Source organism: Bradyrhizobium paxllaeri (assembly GCF_001693515.2).
Taxonomy (GTDB): Bacteria; Pseudomonadota; Alphaproteobacteria; order Rhizobiales; family Xanthobacteraceae; genus Bradyrhizobium; species Bradyrhizobium paxllaeri.
Map to the genome: position 1 here is coordinate 2518249 of NZ_CP042968.1, position 14991 is coordinate 2533239.

Genomic DNA, 14991 nt, shown 5'->3' on the forward strand with positions numbered 1-14991 from the left:
ATTGCATCAGAACGGGAGAGGCGCGTCATGAGCATCGATGAGAAATCAGATCGAGAAGGCAATCCAGTCGCGCACTGGCAGGTAGAATGTGCGGTCGGCGGGCGCTCCGTGTGGGGCTCCCGCTTTTACGGCTTCCACAATCGATGCCTTCGTCGATGAAAGGAGCCAACTATGTCAACTTCCTTCGGTGTCAACCGCCGTATCCTGCTCTCGTCCCTGGCTTTGCTTCCGGCTCTGATCGGGTCGCTGCGTCCAATATCCGTGCTGGCACAGGCACGCGATCCACTACCGTCCTGGAACGAGGGGGCGACCAAGGCCTCGATCCTCGATTTTGTCGCGCGGGTCACAACGCAAGGCGGGCCTTTCTTCGTTCGGGTCGATCAGCGCATCGCGACTTTCGACAACGACGGTACCCTTTGGGTCGAACAGCCGATGTACGTGCAACTGGCCTTCGTGCTCGACCGCGTGAAGGCCATGGCGCCCATGCATCCGGAATGGAAAACCAAGCAGCCCTTCGCTGCAGTGCTGGACGGCGACCTGAAGGCGCTGGCCGCGTCCGGTGAAAAGGGATTGGTCGAACTGGTTGCGGTGACGCATGCCGGCATGACCACGGCGGAGTTTGAGAAGATCGTCACGGATTGGCTGTCGACCGCGCGTGATCACCGCTTCAAGCGGCCTTATACCGAACTGGTCTACCAGCCGATGCTCGAACTTCTTGCTTACCTCCGGGCCAATGGCTTCAAGACCTTTATCGCGTCAGGCGGCGGCATCGAGTTCATGCGGCCGTGGACCGAGCGGATCTACGGCGTGCCGCCGGAGCAGGTCATCGGGTCGTCGATCAAGACCCGATTTGAGATGAAGGATGGCGCGCCGACGCTTTTCCGGCTGCCTGACATCAACTTCATCGACGACAAGGTAGGAAAGCCGATCGGCATCAACGAGCATATCGGGCGACGTCCGATTGCGGCGTTCGGTAATTCCGACGGCGATCTCGAAATGCTGCAATGGGCGACGCTCGGCGCCAGTGGCGCGCGGTTCGGCTTGATCGTGCACCACACCGATGCGGAACGCGAATACGCCTACGACCGTCAGTCGCATTTCGGGAAGCTCGACGTGGCGCTGGACGCCGCAGCGGTGAACAGGTGGACCGTGGTCGACATGAAGAAGGACTGGAAGCGCGTGTTCGCTTTCGAATAGACGCACCGGATCGCAGCTTGGTCGTCCTTTTGAGTCTCACTGCGCTTCCAGGCCGAGGTGAGACGGGTGTTTCAGTCGCTGTGGACGGAGGGTAATGCCCGGTTTCTTACGGAGGAACTCCTGCGGGCGACCGGAATTGTTGGCGGTATCAGGAGGCTGGGATGCATACCGTGATCAATATCTTCGAAAAACCCATGGAACGCATTAGGAAGACCTGCGAGCTGATGGGCCTGGGCGCCGATTTCGACCGCAAGCTGCCGGAACTCCAAACCCATCTGGAAGGGCTGGTGGCCGAAGGGGAGACCAGCGAGGAGCGGCTGACCGTGAGCGGCCTGACCTTCGTCAAGCAGGGGTGATGGGCCTCGGGCGAGGCCTGAGTAGCGCCGGCAAAACGGCGTCAGGAAATTTCGTCCGGAAGCTTCCAGGCTGGATCCGGCGCGCAGCCTTGCTCCCTGGTTTCCTTGACGCGATAGCCGGCCGGCAGAACCTGTCCGCCTGCTTGGTCAGCAACGGGAATATCGAAAATCAGGCCGGCCTGAAGCGCTTGCTTCCAGGCCTCCGCCTCGGTCGGAAGGCCGGGGCCGATCTGCCTGTCGCCATCGAAAAGCGCGTAAGGCATGAACCCCTCCAATCAAAACCCCGCCAGCTATCTAAAATAACTGACGGGGCTTTGAGCTGATATTTCCGGTTGGATTTCTCCTTCCTGATCTACCTGCTCACATCTGTAACGCCGGACCAGGGGCATCGTTCCGAAACTTTTGGGTTCGGGTGAAGAAAAGGCTTCGCCTGCGATTGATGGGAACGGGCCGCAATGACGCCTTTCGGCGGCCCGCCCCAATCGCGTGGAACTATTGCCACTTTTTCCTGCTTGAGATCGAACCTTCAACCCTCAAGCGGATCGCCCATGCGCAAACTGTTATTTGGAATCGCACTCGCCCTACCCATCGCCTTTGTGCCCCCGGCGACGGCAATGCCCCGAGGCTATCCGTTGGTCCAGGACTCGCTGGTCAACGGCGATCTGATCCAAGTAAAGGGAGGGCACGGCTGGGGCCGCGGGCATGGCTGGGGCCGAGGGCATGGCTATCGTCCATTTGGTTGGAGCCGCGGCCGGAAAGTCGGCTGGCGCGGCCGTGGATGCCCGCCCGGCCACTGGAAAAAGGGCTGGTGCTGAAACTGGAAGGCTGGCGACTTTCCCTCTAAAGCGGGATGATTTTCTTCGAATCGTCATCCCGCTTTGTCTTTTTGTTTGAGCATGCCCCGGGGCGACTACAACGCCCGCGCGGCATTGCCCTTGAACAGGATTGGGCCGGTCGGTCGTCCGATCGGTGAGCCGCCTTCAGGCTCCAGCGTGATCTCGAACAGCTGATCCTGCACGGTTTCCGGCAGCGCCTCCAGATCGAGCTGCAGCGTGCGGGACTGGCCGGTGATGGCGATCGATTTCGGGCCGATCGCGCGATCCCACAAGGTCCAAACCTGCAGCGTGCGGCCGGCGGGAACCTCGATCGGCCGCAACGGTATCAACTCGACCCGGCCGTTCGCAAACGCGTTGACGATGGCGCCGGCCTCTTTCGTGGTGTCGTTCACCAGCACGGCGACATAAATGGGCTTGCGCTGGGCGAGCGCGAGCATGTCGTGACGAAGCTGGCGCGACGTCGCCAGCGCACCGATCATGATCATTGCAAAAAGTGCTGCAGCAAAGGCGCCGCCGATACCAAGGCCGCGCCAGAACCGGATGTTGTCCCAAAGGGTGGTGCCGCGTAGCGCGGCGCGTGCGGAGGGCAGGGCGTCGATCGGCGCGATTTTGGTTGCATCCGCGATGCGCTGCCAAAGCGCCGGGCTCGGTGGGGTTTCCTCGGCCGTGAGATCGAGGTCCGCAAGCCGCTCCCGCCACGCGCTGACAGCCTGAGCAAACGATTGGTCGGTTGCGATGCGCCGTTCGGCGTCGGCGTGCTCCGCACTGTCAAGGAGGCCCATCACGTAATCGGCGGCCATGGCGTTATCTGCGTCGTGCGGGTTCATCCCATGCACTCCTGCAACGCAAAGAGGCTGCGCCGTACCCAGCTTTTGACCGTGCCGAGCGGAACCTTGAGCCGTCCCGCCAATTCGCCGTGGCTCATGCCGTGAACATAGGCCAGCACCACTACGTCGCGGCGGGGGCGGTCGATCTGTTCGAGACACCGGCGCAGCGCGCTGGTCTCCGGCATCCGCGACAGGGTGGCCTCGCAGTCGACATCCCCGGCGCTTTCATCTGATGCTTCATAGCGGTGCTCATCGCGATGAATGCTCAGCGCCCGGTTGCGCACCACCGCATAGAGCCAGCCGCGCGCGCTGCCGCGGCGCGGATCGAAGCCGGCCGCACCGCGCCAGATCCGGATAAAGGCGTCGTGTACCGCCTCTTCCGCAAGGTCCTGGCGAAACAGGATGCGGCGTGCGATGCCGACCATGCGCGGCGCCTCGCTGTCGTAGATCACGCGCAATGCCGTGCGGTCGCCCGCCGCGCAACGCGCCAGGGCCGCGGCCAACTGCGCCTCGCGCTCCTGATCGCGCAGGTCGGGGGCCTGCAGGCTGGCGGTGATGGTGCCATTTCCGGTCATGTCTATGCCCTTGCATAGTTGTTCTACCTTGAGATGCGGCATTTGGATGCATGTGCCGAAAATTATTTTCGGTGTGCTGCATCCGTTTCGCCGCGCCGCCGGTACCCGCTGTGTTGGTCCCGAGAGGATCACTCGAACACAGGGAGCTTTACGATGAATTTTCGCTCAATTTTCGCCGCCTCAGTCACACTGTTGCTGTCATCCGCAGCCGCCAATGCCGCGCAGGTCGCCGCCCTGATCGGCGGCGACACCATTGCGATGGTTGACACCGCGCAGAAGAAGGCGACCGGGTCCGTCAAGGTCACCGGCATTTCCGGCGCGCTGGTCGGCATCGACGTACGTCCGGCCGACGGCTTGCTCTATGGATTGGTCGACGATGGCACCATTGTGACCATCGCGCAGGACGGCAAGGCCACGACGAAATCGAAGCTCGACACCATGCTGGCCAAGGGCGTGACCGCGACGGTCGATTTCAATCCGGTGGCGGACCGCCTGCGCGTGATGGGCGCGGACGGGATGAACCTGCGCGCCAATGTCGATGACGGCAAGGTGACCAAGGACGGCGACCACAAATTTGCCGAGGGCGACATGCACAAGGGCGAGAAGCCGAACATCGTCGCCGGCGCCTATACCAATTCGGTCAAGGGCGCAAAGGAGACGGCGTTGTTCAACATCGACGGTACCATCAGCGGATTGATCAAGCAGGCGCCGCCGAATGACGGCGTGCTCGGCGCGATCGGCAAGCTTGGGGTCAAGGCGGATAGCGTCGCGTTCGACATCTGGTCCGACGGCGCCGGCAAGAACGAAGCGTGGCTATTGGCGGGCGGCACGCTCTACAGCGTAGACCTCGCTACCGGAAAGGCGACCGAGGCCGCCAAGATCGCCGGCATCAACGGCACGGTGAAGGACATTGCCGTCATGGGAATGTAGCCGACCGCTGCAATCTCCGGACGTCCGAATTCTGCCGGTTGCTTGCGCGACCGGCAGAACCTTGCTGCGAGTTCGGGTTCAGCCCTGAAGCCTACGCCTTCTTCAGCGTTTCGAGCGCGTCGCGGACATTGGGGTCCAGCCCCGTGCCGCCATTGTCGAGATGGGCGAAGATCGCCTTGCGCATCCGCGGGTCCCAGAACTTCCTGATGTGTTCGGCGATGCCAGGCACGGCCCTGTCATGGCCCTGGCTCTGGAAGAATTTTCCGATCTGGTTGGCCATGTAGATCAATCGATCAGGCGACATGGGTAGCCTCCGCAACGCCGGCGTTTTGTGGAATCGCAATCCGCTCGGGATGCGCAAAGATTTCAAAGCCGTCGGATCGGGCAATCGCCGCCAGCGTGATGCCGGCGGCCTCCGCCGTGCGCACGGCGAGCGCCGTCGGCGCCGACACCGCGACCATCAGCGGGGCGCCGATCGCCGCGGTTTTCTGCACCATCTCGACCGAGACGCGGCTGGTCAGCAGCACCATGCCCTCAGTGGCGGGACTGGCGGCCTGCGCCAGCGCGCCGGCGAGCTTGTCGAGCGCGTTGTGGCGGCCGACGTCCTCCCGCAACGCCACGAGACCGTGCGCCGGCGTCCAGAACGCCGCCGCATGCACCGCGCGGGTCTGGATGTTGATCTGCTGCAACAGGGTCATGCTCGCCATCGCGGTCATGATCTCCGACGGCGAGAAGGTGCGCCCCTTCGGCACGATCGCGGCAGGGCGGATGGCTTCCGCAATCGACTCCACGCCGCAAATCCCGCAACCGGTCGGGCCCGCGATATGCCGCCGCCGCTCATTGACCAGCTCGGCGCTGGAAGGTTTCAGCCACATCCTGAGTTCGATGCCATCATCGAGTTCCACGACGTCGAGCGTCTCGATCTCGCCGGGCGACTGCACGATGCCTTCGTTGAGGCTGAAGCCGATGGCAAAGTCCTGCAGGTCCTGCGGCGTACCCATCATGACGGCATAGGTGCCGCCATTGTAGGTCAGCGCGATGGCCGTCTCCTCCGGGATCAGGCGCGCGCCTTCGCCGAGCTGGCCGTTGCGCCAGATCTGCCGATCGGCGGTGGTGACCGGATCGGGCATGCCTTACTCCGCGGCTTCCGCCGGCGCGATGCGGCGGGAGTGGCGGGCCTGCTCGTCATAGGCCTTCTGCCAGTCGGACGGTCCGTTCGACGGCGAGATCTGCACCGCCGTGACCTTGTATTCCGGACAGTTGGTGGCCCAGTCCGAGAAGTCGGTGGTGATGACGTTGGCCTGCGTGTCCGGGTGGTGGAAGGTGGTGTAGACCACGCCCGGCGCCACGCGGTCGGTGATCTCCGCGCGCAGCGTGGTCTCGCCGGCGCGGCTCGCCAGCCGCACCCAATCACCATCGCGGACGCCGCGCTGTTCGGCGTCGTGCGGATGGATTTCGAGCCGGTCCTCGCTGTGCCAGACGACGTTATCGGTGCGGCGGGTCTGTGCGCCGACATTGTATTGGCTGAGGATGCGTCCCGTCGTTAGCAGCAGCGGATAGCGCGGGCCGGTGCGTTCATCGGTTGCGACATATTCGGTTATGACGAACTTGCCCTTGCCGCGCACGAAGCCGCCGATATGCATCACCGGCGTGCCTTCCGGCGCCTTCTCGTTGCAGGGCCACTGCACCGAGCCGAGCTCGTCGAGCTTGGCGTAGGAAACGCCGGTGAAGGTCGGCGTCAGCGCCGCGATCTCATCCATGATCTCCGACGGATGATTGTAGTGCATGTCGTAGCCCATCGCCTTGGCAAGGCCGATGGTGACTTCCCAGTCGGCAAGGCCGTTGCGCGGCGTCATCACCTTGCGGACGCGCTGGATGCGGCGTTCGGCATTGGTGAAGGTGCCGTCCTTCTCCAGGAAGGTCGATCCCGGCAGGAAGACGTGGGCGTAGTTTGCGGTCTCGTTGAGGAAGAGGTCATGCACGATGACGCATTCCATCGACGACAGCGCCGCCACCACATGCTTGGTGTTGGGGTCGGATTGCAGGATGTCCTCGCCCTGCACATAGATGCCCATGAACGTGCCCTCGATCGCGGCATCGAACATGTTTGGAATGCGCAGGCCCGGCTCGGGATTGAGCTTGACGTTCCACATCGCCTCGAACTGGTCGCGCACCGCATCGCCCGAGATATGGCGATAGCCGGGCAGTTCGTGCGGGAACGAGCCCATGTCGCAGGAGCCCTGAACGTTGTTCTGGCCGCGCAGCGGGTTTACGCCGACGCCGGGGCGGCCGATATTGCCGGTCGCCATCGCGAGGTTGGCGATCGCGATCACCGTGGTCGAGCCCTGGCTGTGCTCAGTGACGCCCAGGCCGTAATAGATCGCGCCGTTGCCGCCGGTGGCGAACTGCCGCGCCGCTTCGCGCAACACCTTGGGATCGACGCCGGTCATGATGGCGGTCGATTCCGGGCTGTTGTTCGGCTGCGCCACGAAGGCAGCCCATTCCTCGAACTCGCTCCAGTCGCAGCGCTCGCGCACGAAGGCCTCATCCACGAGACCTTCGGTGACGATGACGTGTGCGAGAGCCGTGAGCACGGCAACGTTGGTGCCGGGCATCAAGGGCAGATGCAGCGCCGACATATGCGGGCCTTCCACCATCTCGGTGCGGCGGGGATCGACCACGATCAGCTTGGCACCCTGGCGCAGCCGTTTCTTCAGCCGCGAGGCGAACACCGGATGCGCGGAGGCGGGATTGGCGCCGATCACCATCACGACGTCGGTATGTTCGACCGAGTCGAAATCCTGCGTGCCGGCCGAGGTGCCGAAGGTGGTCGACAGGCCGTAGCCGGTCGGCGAATGGCAGACACGGGCGCAGGTATCGACGTTGTTGTTGCCAAAACCGCCGCGGATCAGCTTCTGCACCAGATAGGTTTCTTCATTGGTGCAGCGGGAGGAGGTGATGCCGCCGACCGCGTCGCGGCCATGCTTCTGCTGGATGCCCTTGAACTTGGCGGCGGCAAAGCTGAACGCCTCATCCCACGATACCTCGCGCCAGGGATCGGCGATATCTTCGCGGATCATTGGCTTGAGGATGCGCTCCTTGTGGGTGGTGTAGCCCCAGGCGAAGCGGCCCTTGACGCAGGAATGGCCGCGATTGGCCTTGCCGTCCTTCCACGGCACCATGCGCACCACTTCCTCGCCGCGCATTTCAGCCTTGAAGGCGCAGCCGACGCCGCAATAGGCGCAGGTGGTGACCACGGAATGCTCGGGCTGGCCGATCTCGATGACGGATTTTTCGGTCAGCGTCGCGGTCGGGCAGGCCTGCACGCAGGCGCCGCAGGACACGCATTCGGAGCCGAGGAAACTTTCGCTCATGCCGGGCGATACCCGGCTGTCAAAACCGCGGCCGGAAATCGTCAGCGCAAAGGTGCCCTGAACTTCCTCGCAAGCGCGGACACAGCGCGAGCAGACGATGCACTTCGAAGGATCGTAGGTGAAGTAGGGGTTGGATTCGTCCTTCGGCATCCAGTTGTCGTTGGTGCAGCCGTCGGACTTGGCGAACACATGGTTCTCGCCCTCATAGCCATAGCGCACGTCGCGCAGGCCGACCGCGCCCGCCATGTCCTGCAATTCGCAGTCGCCATTGGCGGCGCAGGTCAGGCAGTCCAGCGGATGATCGGAGATGTACAACTCCATCACGCCCTTGCGCAGCTTCTTCAGCCGCTCGGTCTGGGTGTGAACGACAAGGCCGGGCATGACCGGCGTGGTGCAGGACGCCGGCGTTCCGGCGCGGCCCTCGATCTCGATCAGGCAGAGACGGCAGGAGCCGAACGCGTCGACCATGTCGGTCGCGCATAGTTTCGGAATCTGCGTGCCGGCTTCCATGGCCGCGCGCATGATGGAGGTGCCCTCGGGCACCGTGACGCTGTTGCCGTCGATGGTGAGCGTCACCATCGCCTCAGATTTCGAGCGGGGCGTGCCGAAGTCGATCTCTTCGATCAAGGACATTGTCAGTCTCCTATTCCGCGGCCTGCAGCGTGGCCGGTGCCGGGCCAAAATCTTCCCGGAAATGTTTCAATGCGCTGAGCACGGGGTAGGGCGTGAAGCCGCCGAGCGCGCAGAGCGAGCCGAATTTCATGGTGTTGCAGAGGTCTTCGACCACGGCGAGGTTTTCGGATGTGCGCTCGCCGCGGATGATCTTGTCGATGGTCTCGACGCCGCGGGTCGAGCCGATCCGGCACGGCGTGCACTTGCCGCAGGATTCGACCGCGCAGAATTCCATCGCGAACCGCGCCTGCTTCGCCATGTCGACGCTGTCGTCGAATACGACGATGCCGCCATGGCCGATCAGCCCGTCGCGTGCGGCGAAGGCTTCATAATCGAACGGCGTATCGAACAATTCGCGGGGGAAGTAGGCGCCGAGCGGACCGCCGACCTGTACGGCGCGAACCGGGCGGCCGGTAAACGTGCCGCCGCCGATATCGTCGACGAGTTCGCCGAGCGTGACGCCGAAGGCGGTTTCGAACAGGCCGCCATGCCTGATGTTGCCGGCAAGCTGGATCGGCATCGTGCCGCGCGAGCGCCCCATGCCGAAATCCGCATAGGCTTTCGCGCCGTTGTCGAGAATGAAGGGGATTGCCGCAAACGACAGCACGTTGTTGATCACGGTCGGCCGGCCGAACAGGCCCTTGTGCGCCGGCAGCGGCGGCTTGGCGCGGACGATGCCGCGGCGGCCTTCCAGGCTTTCCAGCAGCGAGGTTTCCTCGCCGCAGACATAGGCGCCGGCGCCGACCCGGACTTCGAGGTCGAAAGTGTGGGTGGAGCCGACGATGCGCTCGCCGAGATAACCGGTGCGCCGGGCCACCGCAATTGCCGCGTTCATCGCCGCCACCGCATGCGGATATTCCGAGCGGATGTAGATGTAGCCCTTGGTGGCGCCGACCGCGATGCCGGCGATCGTCATGCCCTCGATCACGACGAAGGGATCGCCTTCCATGATCATGCGGTCGGCAAACGTGCCGCTGTCGCCTTCGTCGGCATTGCAGACGATGTATTTGCGGTCAGCGCTGGCCTGCGCGACGGTCTTCCACTTGATTCCGGTCGGGAAGCCGGCGCCGCCGCGTCCGCGCAGTCCGGATGCGGTGACGTCGGCGAGAATCTCGTCGGAAGTGAGCGTCAGGGCGCGCTCCAAACCCTTGTAGCCGTCATGCGCGCGATAATCTCCGACCGAACGCGGATCGATCACGCCACAGCGAGCAAAGGTCAGACGGGTCTGCCGCTTCAGCCAGGGGATTTCCTCGGTGAGGCCGAGCCGCAGGGCGTGCGGGCCATTGCTTGCCATCGCATCGAACAGGGAGGGGACGTCCGCAGGAGACACCGGGCCATACGCGACGCGGCCTTTCACTGTCGCTACCTCGACCATTGGCTCCAGCCAATAAAGCCCGCGCGATCCGTTCCTGATGATCTCGATCGGGAGTCCGCGCTTCTCTGCGGCCTGCTCGAGCGCGGCAACGACATCATCGGCACCGACGGCAATCGCGCCGGCATCGCGCGGAACGAAGATACGCATTTTCATCGCTGTGCCTCCGCGACCAGCGCGTCGAGACGCTGTTCATCCAGCCGCCCGACGACGCGGCCATCCAGCATCGCCGACGGCGCGGTGGCGCAGAGCCCAAGGCAGTAGATCGGCTCCAGCGTGACGCGCGCATCAGGCGTGGTGCTTCCAATAGCGATACCGAGCTTGGCTTCCACGCGCGCGGCGAGCGCATCGCCGCCCGCAGCCTGACACGCCTCGGCGCGGCAGATTTTCAGCACATGGCGGCCGGCGGGTTCGTGACGGAAGTCGTGATAGAACGTGAACACGCCATGCACCTCGGCGCGCGACAGGCTGAGTGCGGAGGCGATCATCGGAATGGCGGGCTCCGGCACGTAGCCGAACGCTTCCTGCATCGCGTGCAGGATCACCAGCGTCGCGCCTTCGAGCTTGTCGTGTTCGGCGATGATCTCGGCGCCGCGCGCCTCATTCCAGGGTTCGTATGCCGATGTCATCCGCGTTCTCATCAGAGGTTGTGGAGCCTCTGATGAGTAGGGGAATCGCGGGGAATATCAATAAAGCTGTCCCATGTTGCGATTTCAAATCGCAATCAAAACAAGGGTATAGGCAATGCCTATGAGGCAATAGCGGGGTGCGTTGGGGTTAACGCCAGATTATCGTCACATTGCGCAATGGAACGCGCCCGTCAGGCTGCCGTGACGGGCGCGTTTGCAAGTTTGATCGTCGTTTTCAGAAAACGCCCGGCACCAGCATCGCCACCTTCTCGCGATAGCGCCGATACTGATCGCCGAACATCGACACCAGATCGCGCTCTTCGAGATAGATGCCGACGAAAATGTAGGCTGTCGTTACCGCAGCGAACAGCAGATGGCCGAGTGTCATCACAGGCGTGCACCAGAAGGCAATGATGAAGCCGAGATAGATCGGGTGCCGGATCAGGTTGTAAAGGCCGGGCGTCTTGAACTTCATGGGCTCAACCACGCGTCCGGCGAAATGCGAGACCACTTGCGTCAACCCGAACAGCTCGAAATGGCTGATCAGGAAGGTGCTGTAGAGCACGATGAGCCAGCCCACAAAGCCGCCCGCGGTCACGATGCCGGCGAGCGTGGGATTCTCGATGCTCCAGACCACCATCGGCATCGGCTGCCATTGCCAGAACAGCAGGATCAGCGAGAGGCTCGCCAGCAACACATAAGTCGAGCGTTCGATCGCAGGCGAGGCGAAGCGTGCGAACAGCTTCTTGAAGCCCTGCCGCGCCATGCCGCTGTGCTGCACGGCGAAGATCGACATCAGCACCAGATTGACCAGCAGAGCGGTCGTCAGCGAGGATGTACGACCGGTATCGACGGTCTTCGGTACGACAAATCCCGAGACGAAGCCGACCGCGTAGAGAAACGTGCCGAAGAAGATCAGGTAGGCGAGGCCGCCGTAGCAGAGGGTAAGCAGCCTCGTTGCAAGGGAGGGGACGGCGGGACGCGCCGCATTGGGGCCATTTTGCATCGTAATCGACATTCGAAATCTCCTTGGGTTTGGAAATGTGACGTCGGGCAAATGCTTTGTTCAGGACAGTTCGAGGCGCCTCTGCTTGCGGCGCCGTGCAGCTCTTTCGAGGGCGGGGTCGATCGGGCTGCGGTAGATGCGCTTGCTTTTCAGGTCGCGATCTCCGGCCTGGTGCGCCGCGAGCCAGGCGGATTGCCGATCGCGGTAGGCGATGGCGGCGGCCATCCAGCTGTCGAGAAAGCCACGCAGCCGCGCGGGCAGGGCGAGGGGGCTGATGGCGGCGCTTGCCTGGATCGGTGCGTAGGGCCGGACCGTGCCGTCGTGCGGCAACAAGCGTTCTGGTGAAACATTCCCCTTGGCGGGATTGAGCAACAGGCCAATCATGGTCATCTCCGATTGAACGATGATTGGCCCGTCTGTAGATTGGGATTCCTGTTCCCGCTTGGCGGAGTCCTTGAGAAGACCTTTGTTTTTCCTCCGGAAGTGGCTGTTTTTACTTAGTTTGTATCCGTGAACCGCCTGATAGTGGCCGGACCTGCCTCGCATCGGAACAACAGAGGTGGTATTGCAGTACCGATTCGCCGAATATGAAATCGATCTCGGTCAGCATGAGCTGCGCCGGCTGGGCGAAGCCGTGCATATCGAGCCCCAGGTATTCGATCTCATCGTTCACCTCGTGCGCAACCATGACCGTATCGTCAGCAAGGACGAACTGATCGAGACGGTCTGGAATGGCCGGATCATTTCCGAAGCCGCGCTCTCCAGCCGCATCAATGGCGCCCGGCGCGCGCTTGGTGACAACGGAAACGACCAGCTCTTTATTCGGACGTTGCACAAGCGGGGATTCCGGTTTGTCGGAGATGTTCACGCCATCGATGCGCCGAAAGCCGACGTAGAGACGGCTCCGCTTGTTCCTGACGATGCCGTTACGCCGGACGATCCCTCAGGCCGCGTCTCGGTTTCTGCCGAAGTGCCGCGCCTTGAGGATGTCGTTTCGGAGTCCATCAAGGCGGAGGCCGTCACGCGATCGTCGATCGCCGTGATGCCGTTTGGAAACATGTCTGATGATCCCGAGAACGACTACTTCAGTTACGGATTGACCGAGGACATCATTCGTCTCCTTGCCCGAAACCGATGGCTTTCGGTCATCTCGCGGCACTCGACCGTGGCGTTCCAGGGACGCACGGTGGACGCACGCGAAATTGGCGAGCAGCTCGGTGTCAGGTACGTGCTGGTCGGCAGCGTTCGCAAGAGTCGCGACGCGGTGCGGATAACGGCGGAACTGGTCCGGGCGGCCGATCGAAAGCAATTATGGGCCGACAAATACGATCTGAAGCTGGAGTATATCTTCGATATTCAGGAGGAGATGGCGCGCCAGATCGCCGCAACGATCGAGCCTGAGCTGTCCAAGGTCGAGCAGCAACTCGCCGCCCGCAAGGCGCCGGAAAGTCTGGATGCCTGGGATTGCTACCAGCGCGGCCTGTGGAATTTCTGGCGCTTCACCACGCCTGGGTTCGATTCGGCCGAAGCCTATTTTCAGCGGGCGATTTCAGCAGATCCGAATTTCGCCCGCGGCCATGGCGCTCTCAGCTACGTCAACTTGCAACGCGCTTTTGTTGACGAGCCGAAAGATCGCCCGGCGCGACTGGAAACGGCGTTGCGCCAGGCGCGTGATGCCGTGGCGCTCGATGACCTCGATTGTTTTTGCCACTGCGTCCTCGGACGAGCGCTTTGTTTGACCCATCAGAATGACGAAGCACTGGCAGCGCTCGACGTAGCCCTGGAGCTCAATCCAAGCTTTGCGCAAGCCTATTTCGCGCAAGGGTTCAACCTGCTCTGGTACGGGCGGGAGATCGAGGCAGAAACGCTGCTCGATCAGGCGACCATGCTTAGTCCGCGCGACAGCCATTTGTGGAGTTTCCACCACGTCCGCTCCTGGACGCACTTCTCCTTGGGCGAATACGACATAGCGGCCGAGTTCGCCCGAAGGGCAACACGGCAGCCCAATGTCACCTATCAGGCCTTTGCATCCCTCGCGGCGTCGCTTGGTCTTTTCGGTGAGCAGGCGCAGGCAAAAGCGGCGGCCGCCGAGCTGCTCCAGCGCAAGCCGAACTACAGCCTCGAGACGGCGCGACAGGAGCTGTTCTTCTGCAATGATCGCGGTTTCATCGATCGCTTCGTCGAAGGACTGCGTGTCGCCGGTATCGCGCGCGCCTAGTTTGGTGCGATCACGGCTGTGGACCGGACAGGTTCATTTCGCGCTCGGCGCGGAACACATTGCTGTAAAGGTTTGCGATCCACTGACGCCCCCTTGAGGTGACGTTGAGATAGCGTATCGCTGTCTGGATCTGCGGGGCCACGTTGTTCCAATAGAACTGCGGATATTTGTAGACGACATCAGCCGGCGTCTCGTAGCCAAGCTGCTTGGTCAGGCCGATCTCCTGAAATTCATAGAACAGGGCATTCGACTTTTTCAGGTAATTGGGGTCGCCGAGCTGCCCGATGAGGTCGGCCGCGCGCAGCAACAATCCTTCCTCTTCGATCAGATCGTCGCCCGATGCTTCCGGATAGGGAAAGCGGGTATATTCGATCGCTCTGGCGATCCGGCTGGCGTCGACTTCGTCCGTTGTGTCGAGGCGTTCGAAGACGAACAGTTTTGAGCGGTCCACATGATAGGGCGCCAGCGACGCATCGGACGACCCTCTCGGCAGGCGAATGGTGCGGCCGCTGAGGTCGGCGACATAGGACTCGCCGTCATCGCCCTGAACGGTTCCTCTGACATATCCGATGTCGTGGGTCAGGCACGCCAGGATGAAGTTGGCATAGTCGTCAGGCGTCGTCGGCCGCAGCACCGCCCGTCCCATCAGGATGTCGTGGCCGGCCAGAGTGACGAGCAGGGAATGCTCGACGTTGTGATAGAGCGCGTCGCTGTTGCCGATGCATTCCAATGTGAGCCGGGCGGCATAGGGCAGGAACTCCGCCAGTCGGGCTTGGGAGGAGCCAAACCGGCTCTTGGTTTCCGCGGTCAGAAATGTGCCGAGGGCTTGCGCTACCAGTTCCGGGATTGTGATCATCTGAACACCCATCTCGATTGTGCGGTGTAGACGCAATATTCGCGTATCGGTGCAGCACCAGCACCATAGCACGTTGTTTGGGTGTGCCGGATATCACCCGATTCATGCCGCCCCGCAGGGAGTCCGGGCCGGTTTGATAACGG

At 62.7% G+C, this 14991-nt stretch carries 15 protein-coding genes; 4 read left to right on the forward strand and 11 right to left on the reverse strand.

The genetic code is table 11. The annotated features are described in order from the left end of the window. Positions 1-171: 171 nt before the first annotated feature. Both LMTR21_RS11755 and LMTR21_RS11760 read left to right on the forward strand, forming a co-directional pair. On the forward strand, positions 172-1197 hold the full coding sequence (locus tag LMTR21_RS11755; protein WP_065756888.1) for an HAD family hydrolase: 1026 nt from the start codon (positions 172-174) through the stop codon (positions 1195-1197). Positions 1198-1358: 161 nt separating this feature from the next. Next, a complete protein-coding gene (locus LMTR21_RS11760; protein ID WP_065756889.1) occupies positions 1359-1553 on the forward strand; it encodes a hypothetical protein in 195 nt (64 codons plus the stop codon). A gap of 41 nt (positions 1554-1594) precedes the next feature. Here the strand turns inward: LMTR21_RS11760 and LMTR21_RS11765 are convergent, their stop codons facing one another. From LMTR21_RS11765 to LMTR21_RS11780, 3 genes are all read right to left on the reverse strand, one after another. Continuing rightward, entirely contained in the window at positions 1595-1816 is a 222-nt protein-coding gene (locus tag LMTR21_RS11765) for a hypothetical protein (protein ID WP_065756890.1), read from the reverse strand. 647 nt (positions 1817-2463) lie between these two features. Continuing rightward, complete coding sequence (locus tag LMTR21_RS11775) at positions 2464-3216, reverse strand: anti-sigma factor (protein ID WP_065756891.1); 753 nt, start codon at positions 3214-3216, stop codon at positions 2464-2466. Then, complete coding sequence (locus LMTR21_RS11780) at positions 3213-3791, reverse strand: sigma-70 family RNA polymerase sigma factor (RefSeq protein ID WP_084031072.1); 579 nt, start codon at positions 3789-3791, stop codon at positions 3213-3215. The genes LMTR21_RS11775 and LMTR21_RS11780 overlap by 4 nt, the downstream gene beginning before the upstream one ends. Positions 3792-3944: 153 nt before the next feature. On the opposite strand from LMTR21_RS11780, the gene LMTR21_RS11785 reads away from it, so the two are divergent. After that, positions 3945-4721: a DUF4394 domain-containing protein gene (locus LMTR21_RS11785; RefSeq protein WP_065756892.1), complete on the forward strand. Its 777-nt coding sequence runs from the start codon at positions 3945-3947 to the stop codon at positions 4719-4721. Between the two features lie 91 nt (positions 4722-4812). Here LMTR21_RS11785 and LMTR21_RS11790 read toward each other — a convergent pair whose 3' ends face one another. The 7 genes from LMTR21_RS11790 to LMTR21_RS11820 form a co-directional block, all read right to left on the reverse strand. After that, positions 4813-5025: a formate dehydrogenase subunit delta gene (locus LMTR21_RS11790; RefSeq protein WP_065756893.1), complete on the reverse strand. Its 213-nt coding sequence runs from the start codon at positions 5023-5025 to the stop codon at positions 4813-4815. After that, positions 5015-5851 carry a formate dehydrogenase accessory sulfurtransferase FdhD gene (fdhD, locus tag LMTR21_RS11795; RefSeq protein ID WP_065756894.1) on the reverse strand — a complete coding sequence of 279 codons (837 nt, stop codon included), beginning with the start codon at positions 5849-5851 and terminating at the stop codon, positions 5015-5017. Before fdhD ends, LMTR21_RS11790 begins: the two co-directional genes overlap by 11 nt. Positions 5852-5854: 3 nt before the next feature. After that, a complete protein-coding gene (fdhF, locus tag LMTR21_RS11800) occupies positions 5855-8728 on the reverse strand; it encodes a formate dehydrogenase subunit alpha (RefSeq protein WP_065756895.1) in 2874 nt (957 codons plus the stop codon). Between the two features lie 10 nt (positions 8729-8738). Further along, a complete protein-coding gene (locus tag LMTR21_RS11805) occupies positions 8739-10295 on the reverse strand; it encodes a formate dehydrogenase beta subunit (protein ID WP_065756896.1) in 1557 nt (518 codons plus the stop codon). Continuing rightward, positions 10292-10768 (reverse strand): formate dehydrogenase subunit gamma, encoded by a 477-nt coding sequence (locus LMTR21_RS11810; protein ID WP_065756897.1) that lies wholly within the window; start codon positions 10766-10768, stop codon positions 10292-10294. The genes LMTR21_RS11805 and LMTR21_RS11810 overlap by 4 nt, the downstream gene beginning before the upstream one ends. A gap of 235 nt (positions 10769-11003) precedes the next feature. Continuing rightward, positions 11004-11774, reverse strand: a complete 771-nt coding sequence (mddA, locus tag LMTR21_RS11815) for a methanethiol S-methyltransferase (protein ID WP_065756954.1) — start codon at positions 11772-11774, stop codon at positions 11004-11006. A gap of 60 nt (positions 11775-11834) precedes the next feature. After that, a complete protein-coding gene (locus tag LMTR21_RS11820) occupies positions 11835-12158 on the reverse strand; it encodes a hypothetical protein (RefSeq protein WP_141688681.1) in 324 nt (107 codons plus the stop codon). Positions 12159-12450: 292 nt separating this feature from the next. Between LMTR21_RS11820 and LMTR21_RS42170 the strand changes: the two genes are divergently transcribed. Further along, positions 12451-13992, forward strand: coding sequence for a winged helix-turn-helix domain-containing tetratricopeptide repeat protein (locus LMTR21_RS42170; RefSeq protein ID WP_488225955.1), 1542 nt, complete (start codon positions 12451-12453; stop codon positions 13990-13992). Between the two features lie 10 nt (positions 13993-14002). On the opposite strand, the gene LMTR21_RS11830 is transcribed toward LMTR21_RS42170, so the two are convergent. Beyond that, positions 14003-14848 carry an HD domain-containing protein gene (locus LMTR21_RS11830; RefSeq protein WP_065756955.1) on the reverse strand — a complete coding sequence of 282 codons (846 nt, stop codon included), beginning with the start codon at positions 14846-14848 and terminating at the stop codon, positions 14003-14005. Between the last annotated feature and the right edge of the window lie 143 nt (positions 14849-14991).